The following is a 19020-nucleotide window of genomic DNA, read 5'->3' as shown; positions in this document are numbered from 1 at the left end:
GGAAATGTGGTTATTGGGGTTTAAAACCAAAGGGCTGAGCTTGGAATGAAGGATGGATATCTCGAAGTGTTTTACATTAAATTAGAACACCTGAAGAATCTGGGTGTTTTCGAGAAAATACCAGGCGAAGAAAACGTTGAGGGCCAAAGCGGAAATGCGGTTCATCCACATGGCCCAGGTGTAGTTTGCATATTCTTTTTGGTCCTTTTGGATAAACCTGAACCAGACCAGAAAATATAGGATCACGGGAAGCATCGCCAATAAAAAACCATAAAAAGCCCAATCCTGATTTCGGCTGAAAAAGAAAGTGCCAAAGGCGATTCCCGCTACCAGAAACCAAACCGAGGAGAACAAAAATGTCCCTTTTATCCCAAGTTTCAGGCTGAGGGTCTGATCTCCTCTTTTGCTGTCTTCTTCGTGCTGATACACCTGGGTAAGTGGATAAGAGCCCAAAAGCATGATGCTGGTGAGCAAGCCCGGAATCACCACATGGGGTTTTGAAAAAACCTCCCAACCAAAATCACTCAATCCAGCATAACACATCACGAAAGTGAAAAAGCCTTGGAAAATTCCCGCAGTGATCCAACTGAGGTAAGCATATTTTTTCAGTCGAATGGAAGGATGGCTGTACGCCATAGAGACAAGACTGTACACCAGCAGCATCGAAACAAAGGCCCAATTGATCAGGGAACCGAGAAAAAGTGCAACCACAAAAAACAACAAGGAGAGATAATACAAACCTTTTGTTACTTTGGGGGGATTTTTCAGTCCTCCAATACTCTTTTCGTCCTTGTCGAAATAACTGTTGTAGCCATTGCTGGAGGGATACAGAAAAAGATGGAGGGCCACGAAAACAATCAAAAGCCTTTCGGGATTATGGTTTGGGGTAAACGCAAGCGCAAAAATGAAGACCGGAAGCAGGTAAAATGAAAAAGGGATGCGGAGGTGTTTCCAGCTGGATAGTTTTAGCATAATTAAATTTTTATTTTTAACCTTTACAATTGGTGCTTGTTTCGTATATACCGTACAATTTATTAAAATTAAGCGTAAATTAAATTGAATGAACAACCATATAGCGAGTATAGGTACGGCCAACCCGGGAGAAGCCATTCCCCAGATGCAAATTGGCCGCTTTATGAAACTTGCCCATGGGCTTGAGGATGCGGAAGCCAGAAAATTAAATTTTGTTTATCGCCTGTCCGGGATTCAAAACAGACACAGTGTATTGGAGGATTTTAAACATGTGACCCCATCGGATTTCAAATTTTTCCCACAAAACGAATCTCTCGAGCCTTTTCCATCCACCCATGCCCGCATGGAGGTTTTCCGAAAGGAAGCCGCTGGATTGGCCATTCGGGCGATCGACAAATGCCTGGGAAAGACCAAAACTTCCCCTTCGGAAATTACCCACTTGATCATGATTTCCTGCACGGGCATGTATGCTCCGGGCGTCGAGATGGACATTATCCATCAAATGGGTTTCAGCACCGATGTGGAGCGGTATGCCATTCACTTTATGGGTTGCTACGCTTCCTTTAACGGGCTCAAACTGGCGGACAGAATCTGTGACAGCGAGCCTGAGGCGAAGGTACTGTTGATCTCGGTGGAATTGTGCACCCTCCATTTTCAAAAAACCTACAATGACAACAATCTCCTGGCAAATGCCATTTTTGGAGATGGAGCGGCCGCGGCCCTGGTCACCAAAAAAGGGACGGGCTTGAAAATCAAAAAATACAAAAGCCAGATCTTGCGGGAAGGGGAAGAAGATATGGCATGGTCTATCGGTGATTTTGGATTTGAGATGAAATTGAGCAAGTATATTCCCGACTTGCTCAACAATGGCATCAAAAGACTTTCGGAGAGCCTGGAGGCCAACTTCAATTTATCCAAAATCCCCCATTTTGCCATTCACCCCGGGGGAAAACAAATCCTACAAAAGGTCGAGGAAGCGTTTGGGATTTCAAGCACTCAAAACCAAGCCTCACATGACATTCTTTCGGCCTTCGGCAATATGTCATCCGCCACGATCCTGTTCGTTTTGGAGAAATGGTTGGATCAGGAAGATAAAAAAGGGGAAATTTTGGCGATGGGTTTTGGCCCGGGCCTTACATTGGAAACCTTATTGTTGGAAAAATGAGCAATAAATTCAGCAAGCGAAGCTACCAAAAGGAAATCATGGATGACCTGGAAGTCGATGGGCCTGTATTGTCCCAAACGCTGAAGGAACTCCGCACGATCAACAAACTCCTTGGGGGAAATTATGTCACCACCAACGGACTGGCCAAGATCATGGGGCAGAATCCCCAGCCCAATTATGTGGTTGCGGATATCGGCTGCGGGGGCGGGGACATGATCAGGGTGATGGCCGATTGGGCCAAGAAAACAAAAAACTCCTGCGCTTTCATCGGCATTGATGCCAATGCCAACACCATTGAAATGGCACAAAACAATCTCAGGGATCTTCCAGAGGCCAGTTTTAAAACCCAAAATATTTTTGATCCCGCATTCGCTGACGAAAAAGTCGACCTGATCACCTGTACACTTTTTACGCATCATTTTACGGATGAGGAACTAATTTTACTCCTAAATTCTTGTAAGGGGAAGGCCAAACTTGGGATAATCATCAATGACCTGCATCGGCATCCCGTCGCTTATTTCAGTATCCGGTTTTTGACACGCCTTTTTTCACGGTCCACAATGGTCAAACATGACGGACCCTTATCTGTTTTAAGAGGATTCAAAAGATCCGAATGGCACCATATTCTGAACAATTCCGGTTTCTCCAATTTTGAAATCCGTTGGAATTGGGCTTTTCGATGGCAGGTGATTTGTTTTATTTGATCAGGATTGGCCTGGCAATTCATATTTCATTCACCAATATTTAAAACATGAAACTAGATTTAACAACTTTAGAAATCATCCAACAGCGGGCCGTTGACTTGGCTTTTCAACTGGGGCCAGCCTTGTTCAAAGCCCTTATTTTATTTTTTATCGGTCGGTATGTAATCCGTTTGCTGACCAATCTCCTGAATAAGGTATTTGTAAAATACGATATCGATGCCTCGCTGACCTCATTCTTGAAAAGCCTGGTTACTGCAATTTTATATGTGCTCTTGGTCATCAGTGTAGCCACGACTTTGGGCATGGAGATGACCTCCTTTGTCGCCATGCTGGGTGCCGCAGGTTTGGCAATTGGTCTGGCTCTTCAGGGTTCATTGGCCAATTTTGCAGGTGGGGTTTTGATTTTGATTTTCAAACCCTTCAGGGTGGGCGAAACCATAGAAGCGCAAGGCACGATCGGGTCAGTGGAAAGCATAGACATTCTCTACACCAAGGTTAGGAATTTTGACAACAAGGTCGTGACGATCCCAAATGGGGCTTTGGCAAATAACTCCATGACCAATTATTCACAGAAACCCACCAGAAGAGTGGATATGTCTGTGGGCGTGGCCTATGGCACGGATTTGAAAAAAACCAGGAAGGTAATCTTGGATACCTTGAAAAAAGATGAGCGGATCCTTGAAGATCCAGCTCCTGTGGTTTATTTCACAAATTTTGGAGACAGTTCCCTGGACCTCACAATACGCTGCTGGGTTGATGCAGCCAACCTATGGCCAGTATTTTGGGACAACATGGAGGCGATCAAAGAAGCCCTCGAAACCAACGAAATCGAAGTTCCCTTCCCACAAAGAGACGTGCATCATTATTATCCCGAAGGAAAACCGGGGGGAAAACCTGAGGGAGATCAAAAGGAAAAGCATGAAGAAAAACCAGATCAGGAAGCTGAGAAAAAAGATACGCTTCCCGAATAAACTAAAAAAAGGTGCTGAAATCGATTCAGCACCTTTTTTGTTCTATAAATCTGAATTGGTATTGATCTACAAAAAATAAGACTGTAAAAAGCATACTTTACTCAATTAACTTCAATATTTCATTCCCCATATTATTTAAACTGCGCAATAATAATCCCAACACGACCAATTATACTCCTGAGAATAACCCTTGGCTATCACTGGATCACATACCTAGACTTTTTTTCCAAGAACACTATTGATTCAGCTTAAAAACTGTAACGGAATGCCATACATCTTTCTTCCAAAATTAGAAAACTCCAGGTGGCATTCTAAATACAGCAATGCCCGGATCTTCATCAGTGGTTAATCCGTAAATCTTATTTAGCTCTTCGTCAACTACTATGGAGTGTACAGACCTGTCAAGATCAAACTTGAGAATCGGTTCACCTTGTCGGGTAAAAACAAATATTTTCTTAGCTAATTCGCTGGTTTCCTTATAATGAGCTTCATTTAAACCCCCGTACAATGCATAAATCCTTTTATCGGAAATATAGACATCACGATATCTAAAAGGATTTGATATGGGAATATCCAGAGGCATAGTGGCTTCATAAAAATTAAATTCGGGAAGCTCTGCGGATGGGCCGTCAATGGTTTTTATTTCTTTTGTTTGTAGGTCAAAAATTTCCAATCGGTCTCTGAATATTGAAGCATTTACAAGCAATTTAAAGTCATCATCAGGCTTAAACCAGCCTTGGTTGAGATGAAAATGATGGAAATAAGACATTCCTTTTTTTCCTTCGACATGTTCCCACTTTCCAAATCCATTGATCTTTTTTCCTTGAAGATTAATTTCCACGAATTTGTTTTCATCGTAAGTGGGAATTCCGATGAAAGTTGAATCCGGTGAAAAGTATATTGATCCCAGTGGGGTTTCAGAAGTAGGTATTCTAAATTCCCTAATCCCAAGCCTGGAACTATCATAAATATGGTATTCGATATATTTTCTATCCATACCACTGTACATGACGAATGTGCTGTCAGAAAGTCCGGGATTATGGACTTCAACTGATTGGGCTTCCAATGGGCCAAATCCTATTTTCCCTTTCGAATTAAAGTAAGTTATTGGGTCTTTTCTAAAAATATGGATTAAGGGTAGATCTGGAGGCATTCGATAATCTTCGATGATAAAAAGAAAGCCACCTTGACTAAATAGTCTCCTTGGATTTAGAATGTTGGAATTATCTGATTTTTCGGATACTAAATAATAGGATACTAATTTTTCGGGATTAAATTCAGTATCATTTTTTGGGGATGGATTGCAAGAAATAATAAATATAGATATATATAGCAGTAGTTTAAAGTGGCTTGGTTTCATTGATGATATGTTTTACGAAGTGGATTAAATGATAGGGGTAGGTTTTACCTCCCCCTATCCCGTAATTGATTTATGGACAGTATGATCCACCATAATAGGTGCGATCCCAAGGAAAGAAGGGATCCATCTTTTGTGACACAGCCCACACCTTGGACCTGACTGCATACCCAAACGTCCATTGTAAGATTTTTCTCCTTTTGATTTCCGGACAAGTTGTAAATATTTGATTTTGAAACAAGATAAGTAGGTCGTTGGATAACCTCCGGTATATTTCACTTATATTCCCTGATCACCCCTTAGACAATCAATTGTACTCCGGACAGAAACACTACACTGGCTACCATGAATGCCCATCCGTGAGCTTTCCTTCCCAGAAACACAATGGTAATAGCCATAACCGAATGATAAGCATCTTTTTTCAAATTTAGAAAACTCCTGGGGGAATTTTAAATACAGCTATTCCAGGATCTTCATCGTTTGTCAGGCCATAAATCTCTCTTTTTTTCTCATTTATGACGAGTCCCTGGATCGACCTATCTAAGTTAAGCTTTGCCAATGGCTCGCCGCTATGAGAAAAAACATAAATTTTTCTTGCTATTTCTCCCGTTTCTCTAATTGCCTGGTCATTAATCCCTCCATAAAGCGCATAAATATGGCGAGTTGAAAACGACACATCCCTATATCTGAAAGGGTTACTGATTGGAATATTTAAAGGAACATTTGGACCATAATTTTCAAATTCCGGTAAATTAAGATCTGGCCCGTCAATGACTTTGAATCCCTTGGATTTATAATCAAAAATTTCCAACCTATCTCTAAAAATACAGGCTTTTACGTAAATGCCCAGTTCTCTATCTCCCTTAAACCAACCTTGATTCAATACAAAATGGTTAAAATTGCTAAATTCTTTATGCTTTTGCATTTTTTGCCACTCTCCGTATTCTGCTATTCGCTTTCCCTCTTTATCAAACTCAATAATTTTACTGGAATCATTAGTTGAAATTCCAATATAGGTGCTGTCGGTAAGAGGAAACATTTTAATTATGGAATTTACATCACCAGGCTGTTTAAACTGATCTATTGAATATCGACTACTATCGTTTATATTAAATTTTGATAAGACTTTATCCATTGAGCTATAAACAAAAAAAGTATTGTCATCAAATCCTTTTTCTATAAGTGTTGTGCTTGGGATTTCTCCAGGTCCAAATCCAATAACTCCTTTAGATTTAAAATATCTCCAATTATTAATATCTATTATGTGGATTAGAGGTAGCTCGGGTGAAATTCTTCGATCTTCCAGGACTATCAGATGTTCCCCTATCATCTCCACTTTCCAAGGATCTATAAATTCCTTGAAATCGTATTTCAAAGAATTTATATTAATCACTTTTATTTTTTTTTCATCTAATACAATATCAGTTTCATATAATAAATCATCATTACATGACATACAAAAAGTCAAGAACAGTATAGAAATTTGTATTTTGGTTTTCATCTTTAAAAAGCAATTCAATTATAAATAATTTTTTTGAGGTCCTAGTTGACCTTTTAAATTTGGTCAACTAGGACGTTTAAAAGTGTAATTAAGGGCAGGTTGAGCTACTAAATAATCTATAATCTCGGTCAAACCACATAGAACCATCATATGTGCCGCAACCTTCACTATTAGATTTACAACAAATCCAACTTTCTCCACCACCACTACTCGAACTAGACTGTGCCAAAGCAGCATTATCTATGGTGATAAAGGGGTTTTCCAATGTGAATTTCACATTTAAGAACAAAGCCATAAAGAAAATCCCCATTGCTACTGCTTTTGCGATTTTGTTTACTTTTGTTTTCATTTTTATTAAGTTTAATTTAAATTTTTTTTAAGAATTGTGGAAATTTCGTTCCCGCTGACGTTTGGGTTTTCTATGTTAAGAAAAGCTAAAATTAAGGCAAAGATCAAGTCATAACCGGCCTCCTTTCTATTGGGTCCGAAGTAAAGCTGTTATTATTCTTGTATTCGGAAGTGCTCATAATATGGGTTTTTCAAAATTTGTAAGGAGGAAAATGAATTAGTATCATTTTTCATCGATATTCCTCTTTGAGCCTCATCAGCAGAATGACCGGATTATCCTCCGGCTGGACAGTTCCAACCCCGGGGATTCCAATTATTTTTCCTTCATTTGTATGCCAAGGTAAAACAATATCTACTAGATAGTCACCATGCAATACTTCATGATTGACAGCATAGAAGTAGGAGCTTAAATATACTTTCTCCGGATACGTTGTTAAATCATTTACAATATCTCTCGTGTGGAAAATTTGATCTGTTTTTTTAAAATGAATATAATGGTGCAGATGATTTCTAATGCCTGTTTTGAAATAGTATGAAAATGCGATAATGTCTGAATCGAAGATATTTAGCACCGGGAACGAAGCTAATCCTTCGGTTTCATTGTTGAGATAGTTTTTTTGTTCTTCGATATTTTTTAACCCAATGGAGTTCTCTATTCCGTACCCTTCGAAGTCTATGGTAAGGACGGGATTAGCCTGCATGCCTGAAAGTTGAAAAAATGTAGTATTGTACATCAAGGAAGCAAATATATCCCCATTTCTATTTGTTGTCATACTTTCGGTGTTTGGTGAGAATGACGATCCATGACTTATGATTTTTTTACTGAATAATGCGACTGGAGGTTGACCTTCTTTGAATGCTATTATATCTGCATTTACCGATTCATTGCCGATTTGGTTCTCCAGCTGTTGTGAGGAAAAGTAGTAGATGTTTTTCTCTTTTTCCTTTCTCATTGAATTTGCAAGTGGTAGATACAAAGGAATTTCCTTGATAATCTCAAAATCAGGAAGAGCATATTTGATTATTCTCGAGTTATTTCCTCTAAAGTCAAAAACATCAATATAATTTTCTTGCTCGTCAACCATGAATCTTTCCATTCTCATGTATTGATCAGGACCATCTCCTTTTTTCTGAAGTTTTGAAATAAATTTTCCCTTCAGGTCAAAAATTAGAATGGCTTGTTGGTCCACATCTCTTACATAGAGGAATTTTTCTTTGATCACTATTTCATGGGCTTTACCTATTATACTTTCTTCGATTGTTTCTAGTCGGATATAGGATATAGTATCCGTTAGCGTTGAAAGGTTTATTGATGGAAGGGCTGTATTGGGGTTGATAAACAAAGTGTTTTCAGAAATATTGTTTTCTTTCCCGCAGCCCAAAAATCCCAATATGCAAGTTGCTAGAATGAGTCCGTTTTTTATTTTCATATATCATTTATATTAATAATTTAATTGTAACAAATAGCTCATCTTCCAACAAAGTAAAAGATGAGCTATTTTCACTAAACACATTGACATCCTGATGAGTCGCACCGAGATCTAAGTAGACCTGGACAACAAGCAGTACAGCAGCTTTGAGTTTGTCCACCAAAGTATCCCTCATAACTGCAGGCACCTCCTGGACAGTTATCTGCATTTGGAGATGTACAGTTCCCGCTACTAGTTTGAGCCATTACAGCATTATCTATTTTGATAAAAGGATCCTCCAAGCTCACCTTTACATTAAAGAAAAGTGCCATAAAGAATATCCCTATTGCGACTGCTTTTGTGATTTTGTTTATTTTTGATTTCATTTTTCTCATGTTTAATTTAATGATTGATTTTCAATTGTTGTGGTATGCCGTTTCCACCCAAGGTTTCGGCTTTCTACATCCTGAAGAATGCCAAAAATCAATTGGATCAAGTCATGGCCGACCTCCTTTCTTTTACGTCCAAAGTAAGTTTATTCGCCTTGCGATTTCTGGACGGGTTGGAAATATTGGTTTTTGAAACAAGATAAGTTGGTCGTTGTGTGACCTCCCGGTATATTTTTCCTATATATTCTCCGATAACCCCCAGGACAATCAGTTGGACACCGGAAAGGAACACTATACTGGCTACCACAGAAGCCCAACCTATAACAGTTCTGCCCAAAAAGACAATGACAATTGCATACAGCCCATAGCTGAAGGCCAAAAAAGCAAAAAACAATCCTACCGCTAGGGCAAAACGTAAGGGTTTAATGCTTAAGGATGTGATGCCGTTGCTAGCCAGATCCAGCATATTGATTAAGCTGTATTTGGTTGTTCCTGCATGTCTTCTTTCCTCTTTATAAAAGGTAAGGGCTTGCTTATATCCGACCCATGAAAAAATTCCCCTTAAATATAAGTTCCGGGATTGGAGTTTTCGGATAATATCGGCCACTTTTCTGTCCATTAGCCGAAAGTCCGCTCCGTTTTGCACTATTTGATGATCTGCCAGCCAGGATAAAACCCTGTAATATACGGTGGATGTCCATCGTTTGAATCCTGATGGTTGCCCTTCGTTTTGGCTTACTGCAGTGACGATATCGTTACCTTCAAGCCATAGGACGATCATTTCAGGAATTGCCTCCGGCGGTTTTTGCAAATCCGCGTCTATGGTGATTATGCAGTCCCCTTTTACGTGATCAATCCCTGCTTTGAGGGCCGCCTGATGCCCAAAATTTCTGGAAAAACATAGGTATGAAACCTTCGTATTTTCCATGGATTCGGCCTCTATTACCTGCTGTGTCGGATCAGTACTTCCATCATTTACCAAAATTATTTCATAGCAGTAACCCTCCAATGCGCTTTTCAATCGGTTCAGTAAAACCGGAATATTTTCGGCTTCATTATAGCAGGGGATCACAACCGAAATCAAAAAGTTATTCATATTCAATGATGTTAAAGGGGTTACCGGCTTCCTGGGCTTTTCGCTTTTTCTCTATAATTTCATTTACATTTGATTTGGTGGTTTCGCTCTCCTTCCAATCGGCTGTTCTGAAGTAGGTCTGTATGCCTAAAAAGAGAAACCAAGTACAACACACCGCCAGTAGGGGTACTTTTGCTTTTGTATGGGAAGTCAGCCATTGATCCAGTTGCCAAACCAACACCAAAGCTATCCCTACCATACTCAGGTACATATAGCGGTCCGCAGAAATCACCGGTCGGGGAAGGGGAATGATATGCAGTACCAAAAGGAGGTTGATGAGGAAAAACAGAAATCCAAAAACCACCAGTTGGTTTCCCTTACGATAATGTTCCCACACGAAATACCCGATAATACCAACCAATACAAGGTATCCCCAATAATAAAGGGGGAGCGATTCTCCGGGTGATATGGGAAAGGGATGGAAGAAATAAAGTTTGGCTGGTGCCAGAAACCGGAAGATATATTCCACAAAACTGTGCATGCCAAATATAAACCTTTGATAAAAAGGGTATCCTACATCAGGATTTATACCTACATTATTGTTGATCCAGGAGAAATACCAAAATGCCAAGGCAAGAAGAAGAAAAGGGGTTTTTTCCAATAGGACTCTGGAGGTTAAGGTATTCTTCCAAGTCAAGTCTTTAAACCGTCCAAACACATAATCGAAAAGCATCAGATTAAGGGGAAGGATAATGGCCTGCTCCTTGGAACCAAAGCCAATAGCATAAGCCAATCCGACTGCGATTAGCCAAGGAAAGTGCATGGTTCGGATATAGCGGATATAGGACCAAAGAGCAGTTAATGTAAAAAATGCGTAGAGCAGGATTTTGGAAGCACTGATCCAGGCTACTGATTCCACCTGGAGGGGATGGATGGCAAAGATCAACGCCGTAAAAAATCCAAAAGCATTGATTTTTGAGTTGGGAGCGGACGGTAGGAATCTTAAGACAAGTTTTCTCACGATCCCATACACCAACATGGTATTACACACATGAATGAGAAGACAGGCAGAATGAAATACTGTAGCCTTCATTCCAAACAACAAAACAATTCCGCTGTAGAAAATAGAATTGACAGGAGAATACTGCTGATGCCAAAAATGAGTGAAATGATAAAATATATAGTCGAATGAGATGTCATGTACCAGAGGGTTTTCCAGCAGCTGCCAGGTGTCATCCCAAGCGAGTTGGAAATCATTAAAGAAAGTGGGAAAAAATACAATGACACAAAACCCAAAAAGTAAAGGAACCAAGCTCTTCCCGTTCGGTAATGATACATGTCTAAAAAGAGTAGATGGTTTTTGAATAATATTCTTTTCCATAGGATTTTTTTGTATTCTAAAAATACAAAAAACAAAATTTTTAAAATTGGACAGAATTGGACATTATAGATTAAAATAAGACAAAAAGAGTAAGCAGTAAAAAAAATTCCATACTTAGAGCTGAGAATCAGGCATATTATCGTTAGCCCGATTTTTAAAAAAAAGCAAATCAATTTGTAGTTTATTCAATAACCTATATATTAGGTAATCATTAATGTTATATTTTAAAGCATACAACTCCTTACTTTTTTATGAAAACACGTGCAAAGTCCAGACAAGAAGTAGCCGATGAGTACGGCATATCAACAAAAACATTCACAAGATGGTTGAAAAAAGAGGGTTTGGTAATATCCAGCGGGTTGCTTACACCTAAGGAACAAGCATTGATTTATGTTTGCTTTGGCAATCCCAGGCAGAAGGTTTAAAATAGAAATATATTCTGTTTACCCCTTCATAACGATTTCTCCTTGGTGAGCATGTAATATAAATTCATTTCAAATCCCTTTTTGAAAAGGTGTTCATGTAAAGAATTGGAAAGAACAAGAAAAACAAAAAATCACCTCCCTAGGCTTAACTTCGTTTTTTTTAATCCAATTCTTGATATCTACTGAAACGTCTAACCAAGGTTTGTTCCCACCAAATCTATTATAAAAATTAACCAACTGAAAAATTACATTTTAAAGCAATTGATTCCGATTGTTTTGCCCCAACACCCACTTATCGATCAAAAGTAACGGTATATGATTTCCCATTGACCGTCACAGTAGCCTCTTTGTCGCAGACACCCACACCATAATCGATATTGTATTCTGTGGTATTGTCCACGATGATTTTTAAAGTTCCGGCACTCGGGATCCAGTTTCCGGTGTCGGTACAGGTTTGCAAATAATTCAAAACATTGCCAATGTTGGCGATATAGTTCTTTCCTTCTCTGCTTGTTCCGATTGAGTTGCCGGTTACCTCGACCTGGATACCCTCTCCACTGGATGGAAGGGATATTTTGCGGGTATGGTTCAGGGTGATTGTTGCGAATTTTCCATCGGGCCAAGTCACCTTTCCATCGGCAATGGTGGTTTCCAGCGTGATGGTTTGTGCATTTAGGTCAACCCCTTTGTTGATCGTCCTTCTAACGCCTTCCAACTTTTTGCCATTCACTTCAAATCCCTCGAAAGTAGCCGTGATGACGGTTCCAGGAATATAAAAAAGTCCGGTATATTGAAGAATGACTTTTCCTTTGCGGATGATGCCGTTTGGACTGGTACAACCCGCACCAAAATCGATCGTGATGCGCTTGGCACCTGCATCGAAATCAACATCGGTATTGGCGCAGATATCACCCTGAAAATCCAAAAGTGTCCTCAAGCCAAGTCCATTGCTTTGCATCGCAAAAAGCGTCAGGTTATCGACATCATTGTAGCTGGAAATCACCTCTGACTCTTCTTTGACAAGGGCGGTATCGTCAGTTGGATCCTGATCTTTGTCGCTGTCGCAGGAAGCCAACAAGAACATGGCCGCTATAAAAAAGCTGAATACGAATGGGTTAAAATAAAAATATTTCATGGGTTTAAGAGATTTTAATACAAAGAAGGTAAAAAAAAATTAAAAATTATACCCATTAAATAAGTCTCGAAATTTTTAAGTTTCCACTGACAACCGATCCTCTATTTTTCTTTTCGGGGATTGGGAGTAACCGCTGCCTTTTTTCCGGAGGAAGCACAACCAATATTCTTGGTCAGGTCGACATCTTGGGGTATTCCGCCAAAACCTTCTGAAAAATCCCATTCTTCCGCCAATTTTTCGGGATTGATTTTCTTTTCCTTTTTCATAGACATTTATACCCTGTTTTTAAAAAAATGTTCTGAATCCCAAGAAAAACAGGGGCAAATGGTTCAAAAACCATAACACGGACAGAAACTTCAAATTTTCTCCAGCAATCAGATAGGCCAATTATCGGTAAATTTCTCTCCGACCAAAAAATCGGCAAGCTCATACTTATTCAGGAGACAGGTTTCCAATTCGGCAAGAATTTCAATTTTGTCGAGGTCCTGACCAATGAGAACCAATTCATTCATGCGATCGCCGAAGTTTTTGTCCCATTTGCTTTCTATAAATTTCTGATTTTCCACGAAGGAAATATAACGGCTCCGCTCCTTGAATGGCATACTGGCCCACCAAACCCCTGCGGATTCAGCTTTCACGGAACCTCCTGCCTGAGACCATGAAAGTGCAGTATCTTTTCGGGAGGCGATATAAAACAAACCTTTGCTTCTGATCACATTTGCCGGCCAGGCATCTGAAATATACGTCCAAAATCTCTGGGGATGAAAGGGCCTTTTGTCCCTAAACACAATGGAAGAAATTCCATATTCTTCCGTTTCCGGATTGTGCTCCTTTTCAAGTTCTGCTTGCCAACCTGCGGAATTGGATGCTGTATCAAAGTCAAAAAGTCCAGTGTTTAGAATTTCTTTCAAGGGAACCACTCCGTGATCTGTTGCAATGATTCTGGCAGAGGGATTGAGTTTTTTGAGAATTGCCTTTAATTCCTGCCGCTGGTCTGCAGTGATCAGGTCAGTCTTGTTGAGCAAGATCACATTTGCAAACTCTATCTGATCGGTAAGGAGGTTGACAATCGACCTTTGGTCTTCGGGATCCTCATTCAAAAGTTGGGAATGGACCGTTTCGGAACTCCCAAATTGTTTCCCGAAATTGAAGCCATCCACTACGGTTACCATGGTGTCGAGTCGACTGAAACGGGATAGGTCTACCCCGTTTTCCTCATCGACAAAACTGAACGTCTGTGCCACTGGAAGCGGTTCGGAAATCCCCGAACTCTCGATCAGCAAGTAATCGAAACGGTTTTCCTTGGCCAAGCGCTCCACTTCTATCATCAGATCTTCCCTCAGTGTACAGCAAATACAACCGTTGCTCATTTCCACCAGTTTCTCCTCCGTGCGGGACAGGGTGTTTTCGTCTCTGACCAGCTGCGCATCCACATTGACTTCACTCATGTCGTTGACGATCACGGCCACTTTCAAACCTTCTTTGTTGTGCAAAATATGGTTCAAAAGTGTGGTTTTGCCCGCACCTAAAAATCCGCTGAGTACTGTAACCGGTAGTTTTCTTTGCATTGTTAATCTGATATGATTTCTGCTTCAAGGAGGATGAAATTGAGTTCTTCGATGTCTTCCTCGTTCAATTTCAATATCCCCCTTACTTTGATGATTTCATCTGTTTTGATTTTTCTCTTTGGGGCATTCTTCAAATAACCCACCACGACGCTTTCCGGGCCGGAACCTCCACAGAAAAAGCATTCCGCCATTGGAAATTTTGAAAGCACTGCAACCTTCGAGTTGTTTATATCCAAAGGAATGTAAAATCCCGAAACAGTAACTTTCTTTCCGTCAAAAGCCTTCAGCTCCTCGGGAAATTTGGGATAGAGAAAATTCATCCCCCATTCCTTGTTTAACTTTTCCACAAATTTGGTTTTGGAAAACATCGCCCACATGTCGGGCTCTGGACTGACCATGCCACTCAAGAGGATTAGCCCTGCAATCAACGTAAATACCTTTTTTTTCATCTTTATGCACCATTTATAGAGAATACCCCGGGGAAATCCCCGGGATACCGCTGTCAACCACAAATTAAATGAAAAGAAAACCACAAACTTGAGAACTCAAATATAAATGATAATTTTTATTAAATGCAACATTATTGCATTTAATAATCTCTGTGACCTGACCCAATTTCTTTATATTTGGCCCATGTTATTAAATTTAGACGATCAAGACTTGGACAAGGCGCTCAAGTCCGCCCAAAGAAAAGCCGCCGGCTTCTCGATTTCCAGGCTTTTTGTATTTTTTCTGATCATGGCCATCCTCATCGTGGGATTGTCCGAGTGGACCCTTTTGTTGCTGACCCTTCCTTTTGTGATTGCGCTTTTCGTCTATCTCATCTTGGGGTTCAACAATGAAAAAGACAAAGAGGCATTTGTCCTCGAATTGAAAAGCATGGAAATCTCCAGGAATAAAAGGGCTGCCCGTGAATTGCAGGACTTTGATGCAGGAGAGGAATTTTTGGAAAAAGCGCATCCCTTCGTCAATGATTTGGATCTGTTCGGGGCCCATTCCCTTTTTCAGATGCTCAACCATACCGTCACCGCTGCCGGAAAGGCATTGCTGGTCAAATGGATGAAAGCCCCAATAAATGCCATGGAAGCACAATCGAGGTATGCTGCGATTGAAGAACTGAGACCAAAAGAGAAATTCCTTGAAAATTTCGAAGCCGTGGGCAGGGCTTTCATCAAAACCGAAAAATCAAAATCTAATTTTTACGAATGGCTGGCGGCAAAAGACAAATGGAAGCACATTTATTTCCTACCCTTGCTTTTGGGCCCGATTGGAGGATTGTTACTCCTTGGCGCCACCCTTTACAATGATCTTTCCCCGGCCTGGCTTGGCATGTGGATTCTTCTGGGGATGTTTTTCCTTTCTTTTATTTTCAAGCGAATGCAGCAAGCCTCTTTTGCGATGCCCAACAAAGGCGATTTGAAAACCTTTGGCTTGTGGGCCGAACTCCTGGAAAAAGAGGATTTTCAAAGTCCCTTGCTCAAAGAACTTCAAATCCCATTTAAGAGCGCTGCTATTGAAGCATCGATGGCGATGAAGTCCCTCGAACAAAAGAGTTTTATGATCCAAAACAGGTTCAATCTCATGTATTTGATTTTCAACCTTCTCTTTTGGCTTGACTTTTTCCTGTGGTGGCGTTTGGCCAAGTGGAAGACCAAATATGGAGAGCATTTGAATAACTGGGAAAAAAGCTTTGAAAATTTACAGGTACTGGTTTCTTTGTCCGCCTTTTCGAATGAGGAATCCTTGGATGGAAAAATCACCTGGACCCACAATGACGAATTGAGGGTAGAAAACATCACGCATCCACTCATTTTGCCTTCCAAAGCCATCGGAAATGATTTTGACTTGTCTTCTTCCCAAAAAATAGTCCTGCTTACCGGAGCCAACATGTCCGGAAAAACCACCTTTATGAGGACTTTGGGCATCAATATGGTTTTGGCAAATTTGGGATTGCCCCCTTTTGCCAAGGAATTTCAATGTGGGGATTTCCAGCTTTTTACCAGCATGCGAAATACCGATAACTTGGGTGAAAGTGTCAGCTCGTTTTATGCTGAGCTTGCCCGAATCAAGGATCTTTTGGATCAAACCGCCGCCGGAATCCGGGTGTTTTTTCTCCTCGACGAAATACTCAAAGGCACCAATACCACCGATCGCATCATGGGCAGTGAGGCTTTGATCCGACAGCTTGCAGATGCTGGAGGAAAAGGGATCATCTCCACACACGACATTGAACTGAGCAGTTTGGAAAAAACGCTGGATTATTTGGTGAACAAAAGCTTTCACAGCGAGATCGACGATCAGGAAATCCGCTTCGATTACAAAATCAAATCCGGGCCATGCCCAAGCTTCAATGCACACAAGCTGATGGAATTGATGGGAATCAGGTTTTAGGGGCAGGGAGGCACTGGCATAGTAATTGTTTATATGGTATTTATTCAATATTATATTTAACTAAAAAAACCTACAACTATGAACTCTTTATTGTATTTGATCGCAGTGATTTTAATTATTGGTTGGGTCTTCGGATTCTTTGTGTACAGTGCCGGAGGATTGATCCACGTACTTTTGGTTTTGGCGGTTGTGGCAGTTCTCCTAAGATTGATCGGCGGCAGAGGCGTATAACCCATTCCCTATTATAAAAATAAAAATTAAGCCCTTTCAGATAGAAGGGCTATTTTTTTGTTTTTTCCCCCCGAAGGAGGTGCTGGGATTCGCAATGAGCGTTGAACCCGAAATATGCAATAGGCTTTCTTTGGATATTGAAACCGAAAGAAAATCAGACAATAGAGACACCATTTCCTGACACCAATAGGGCGAAGTCAAAAACAGTAACGGTCGCCTGATATTTTAGCAATTATCGGTTGGAATGAAATTGGCAATGCATAATCAGGGTTTAATATCCCCTCACCTTTTCCTTATCCTGATAATTGTCTTATTTTTGGCGAAACAAATAAGTTTTCGGTGCAAAACAATTATCAACAAAAAAAACTGGGCATACTTGGCGGGGGTCAGTTGGGAAGAATGGTCATCCAGGCGGCCATCAACTACAACATTGACATCCATATCCTTGATCCAGACCCCAATGCGCCTTGCAAGGCCATTGCCAATCAATTTACGGTGGGAAGTCTTACCGATTTTGATACGGTCTATGCGTTTGGGCAAAATTGTGACATCATCACCATTGAAATCGAGCATGTCAATACAGAAGCACTGGAAGCCTTGGTCAAAGACGGAAAAGAGGTTTATCCACAGCCTCATCTCATCCGCTTGATCCAAGACAAAAGAGCTCAGAAACAATTTTATAAGGACAAAGGGATCCCAACGGCTGATTTTGTCCTCACGGAGAACAAAGCCGAAGTGATGCAATACAAACATTTCTCCCCAGCGGTCAACAAATTGGGAAGGGAAGGTTATGATGGACGTGGGGTGCAGATTCTACGCTCACCAGATGATTTCCACAAAGGATTTGATGCACCGGGGCTGCTTGAGAAACTGATTGATTTCGACACGGAATTGGCCATTATCGTGGCCAGAAACAAGCGCGGGGAAACCGTTGCTTATCCTCCTGTGGAGTGCCTTTTTCATCCCACAGCCAACTTGGTCGAATTCCTGTTTTCTCCCGCAACCATCACAAAAGAAGTCCAAGCCAAAGCAGAAGCCGTCGCATTGGATGTGATCCAAAAGCTTGATCTCGTAGGTATCTTGGCAGTGGAACTTTTTGTGACCAAAGAAGGAGAAATCCTCGTCAATGAAATCGCACCGAGACCGCACAACAGTGGACACCAGACCATAGAAGGAAATTTCACTTCCCAATTTGAGCAACATCTCCGGGCGGTGATGAACATGCCCCTGGGCAATACCGAATTGAGAATGCCGGCAGCCATGGTCAATTTATTGGGCGAAGATGGATTCACCGGAGAAGCCTTCGTGGAAGGTCTGGACGAAGCCATGGCCCAAAAAGGCGTGTACGTCCATCTCTATGGCAAGAAAATCACCAAACCTTTCCGGAAAATGGGGCATGTGACCCTGTTGGACGAAAACCTGGAAACCCTCAAGAAGCGGGCATTTGAAATAAAAGAATTGATAAAGATAAAAGCATAAAACATGGGCGTACAAGTAGGGATTATCATGGGAAGCAAATCCGACCTTCCGATCATGGCCGAGGCCGCAAAAGTTTTGGAAGAATTGGGCGTTGGCTATGAATTGACCGTCGTATCGGCCCATAGGACACCCCTTCGCATGTTGGAATATGCAGAAACTGCAAGAAAAAGGGGCTTGAAAGTGATCATTGCCGGAGCCGGTGGTGCTGCACATCTTCCTGGAATGGTGGCCTCATTGACTTCACTTCCAGTGATCGGCGTGCCGATCAAATCCTCCAATTCCATCGACGGTTGGGACAGTATCCTGTCGATTTTGCAAATGCCGGGAGGTATTCCGGTGGCGACCGTCGCATTGAATGGCAGTAAAAATGCCGGGATATTGGCAGCATCGATTTTAGGGGCTTTTGATGGTGCAATCGCTGAAAAGCTTGACACCTACAAAAAGCAACTGAGGGAAACCGTGGAAGATACCGCCCGAGAAATCGAAACCAAGGGTTGGAGAAATGCACTTGGGGAATAA

Annotated in this window: 18 protein-coding genes; 7 read left to right on the top strand and 11 right to left on the bottom strand. The window is 41.0% G+C overall.

What is annotated here, in order from left to right; translation table 11 throughout:
* Window positions 1-81: 81 nt before the first annotated feature.
* Window positions 82-972: a UbiA family prenyltransferase gene (locus Q7J63_RS04005; RefSeq protein WP_304884140.1), complete on the bottom strand. Its 891-nt coding sequence runs from the start codon at window positions 970-972 to the stop codon at window positions 82-84.
* Window positions 973-1060: 88 nt separating this feature from the next.
* Between Q7J63_RS04005 and Q7J63_RS04000 the strand changes: the two genes are divergently transcribed.
* Genes Q7J63_RS04000 through Q7J63_RS03990 form a run of 3 tightly spaced genes read left to right on the top strand, consistent with a single transcriptional unit; the run spans window position 1061 to window position 3812 of the window.
* Complete coding sequence (locus Q7J63_RS04000; RefSeq protein WP_304884138.1) at window positions 1061-2137, top strand: type III polyketide synthase; 1077 nt, start codon at window positions 1061-1063, stop codon at window positions 2135-2137.
* Window positions 2134-2841: a methyltransferase domain-containing protein gene (locus tag Q7J63_RS03995; RefSeq protein ID WP_304884136.1), complete on the top strand. Its 708-nt coding sequence runs from the start codon at window positions 2134-2136 to the stop codon at window positions 2839-2841. The genes Q7J63_RS04000 and Q7J63_RS03995 overlap by 4 nt, the downstream gene beginning before the upstream one ends.
* Before the next feature lie 47 nt (window positions 2842-2888).
* Window positions 2889-3812 carry a mechanosensitive ion channel family protein gene (locus Q7J63_RS03990; protein ID WP_304884134.1) on the top strand — a complete coding sequence of 308 codons (924 nt, stop codon included), beginning with the start codon at window positions 2889-2891 and terminating at the stop codon, window positions 3810-3812.
* A gap of 289 nt (window positions 3813-4101) precedes the next feature.
* Here the strand turns inward: Q7J63_RS03990 and Q7J63_RS03985 are convergent, their stop codons facing one another.
* The 10 genes from Q7J63_RS03985 to Q7J63_RS03940 all read right to left on the bottom strand — a co-directional run bounded on the left by Q7J63_RS03985 (window position 4102) and on the right by Q7J63_RS03940 (window position 14849).
* Window positions 4102-5172: a BF3164 family lipoprotein gene (locus tag Q7J63_RS03985; protein WP_304884132.1), complete on the bottom strand. Its 1071-nt coding sequence runs from the start codon at window positions 5170-5172 to the stop codon at window positions 4102-4104.
* Window positions 5173-5596: 424 nt separating this feature from the next.
* Window positions 5597-6670 (bottom strand): BF3164 family lipoprotein, encoded by a 1074-nt coding sequence (locus Q7J63_RS03980; protein WP_019596449.1) that lies wholly within the window; start codon window positions 6668-6670, stop codon window positions 5597-5599.
* A gap of 88 nt (window positions 6671-6758) precedes the next feature.
* Window positions 6759-7019 carry a hypothetical protein gene (locus tag Q7J63_RS03975; RefSeq protein WP_304884129.1) on the bottom strand — a complete coding sequence of 87 codons (261 nt, stop codon included), beginning with the start codon at window positions 7017-7019 and terminating at the stop codon, window positions 6759-6761.
* Between the two features lie 229 nt (window positions 7020-7248).
* Window positions 7249-8448 (bottom strand): 6-bladed beta-propeller, encoded by a 1200-nt coding sequence (locus tag Q7J63_RS03970; protein ID WP_304884128.1) that lies wholly within the window; start codon window positions 8446-8448, stop codon window positions 7249-7251.
* Window positions 8449-8919: 471 nt separating this feature from the next.
* The gene (locus tag Q7J63_RS03965; RefSeq protein WP_304884126.1) at window positions 8920-9912 is read right to left on the bottom strand and encodes a glycosyltransferase family 2 protein; all 993 of its coding nucleotides are present in this window, start codon (window positions 9910-9912) and stop codon (window positions 8920-8922) included.
* On the bottom strand, window positions 9905-11272 hold the full coding sequence (locus Q7J63_RS03960; RefSeq protein ID WP_304884124.1) for a hypothetical protein: 1368 nt from the start codon (window positions 11270-11272) through the stop codon (window positions 9905-9907). Before Q7J63_RS03960 ends, Q7J63_RS03965 begins: the two co-directional genes overlap by 8 nt.
* Window positions 11273-11989: 717 nt before the next feature.
* Complete coding sequence (locus Q7J63_RS03955; protein ID WP_304884122.1) at window positions 11990-12832, bottom strand: hypothetical protein; 843 nt, start codon at window positions 12830-12832, stop codon at window positions 11990-11992.
* 101 nt (window positions 12833-12933) lie between these two features.
* On the bottom strand, window positions 12934-13104 hold the full coding sequence (locus tag Q7J63_RS03950) for a hypothetical protein (protein WP_154654322.1): 171 nt from the start codon (window positions 13102-13104) through the stop codon (window positions 12934-12936).
* A gap of 102 nt (window positions 13105-13206) precedes the next feature.
* Complete coding sequence (locus tag Q7J63_RS03945) at window positions 13207-14400, bottom strand: GTP-binding protein (RefSeq protein ID WP_304884120.1); 1194 nt, start codon at window positions 14398-14400, stop codon at window positions 13207-13209.
* A gap of 2 nt (window positions 14401-14402) precedes the next feature.
* Window positions 14403-14849 carry a hypothetical protein gene (locus Q7J63_RS03940; RefSeq protein WP_304884118.1) on the bottom strand — a complete coding sequence of 149 codons (447 nt, stop codon included), beginning with the start codon at window positions 14847-14849 and terminating at the stop codon, window positions 14403-14405.
* A 184-nt stretch (window positions 14850-15033) separates the two neighbouring features.
* Here Q7J63_RS03940 and Q7J63_RS03935 point away from each other — a divergent pair, with 184 nt between their 5' ends.
* The 4 genes from Q7J63_RS03935 (at window position 15034) to purE (ending at window position 19020) form a co-directional block, all read left to right on the top strand.
* Entirely contained in the window at window positions 15034-16791 is a 1758-nt protein-coding gene (locus Q7J63_RS03935; RefSeq protein ID WP_304884116.1) for a DNA mismatch repair protein, read from the top strand.
* A gap of 78 nt (window positions 16792-16869) precedes the next feature.
* On the top strand, window positions 16870-17022 hold the full coding sequence (locus Q7J63_RS03930; protein ID WP_019596434.1) for a lmo0937 family membrane protein: 153 nt from the start codon (window positions 16870-16872) through the stop codon (window positions 17020-17022).
* Between the two features lie 339 nt (window positions 17023-17361).
* Complete coding sequence (locus Q7J63_RS03925; RefSeq protein WP_304884114.1) at window positions 17362-18501, top strand: 5-(carboxyamino)imidazole ribonucleotide synthase; 1140 nt, start codon at window positions 17362-17364, stop codon at window positions 18499-18501.
* Window positions 18502-18504: 3 nt separating this feature from the next.
* Complete coding sequence (gene purE, locus Q7J63_RS03920) at window positions 18505-19020, top strand: 5-(carboxyamino)imidazole ribonucleotide mutase (protein ID WP_304884112.1); 516 nt, start codon at window positions 18505-18507, stop codon at window positions 19018-19020.

It is taken from the genome of Rhodonellum sp. (genome assembly GCF_030656585.1).
Classification (GTDB): domain Bacteria; phylum Bacteroidota; class Bacteroidia; order Cytophagales; family Cyclobacteriaceae; genus Rhodonellum; species Rhodonellum psychrophilum.
This window is presented reverse-complemented; position numbering and strand designations above follow the sequence as displayed.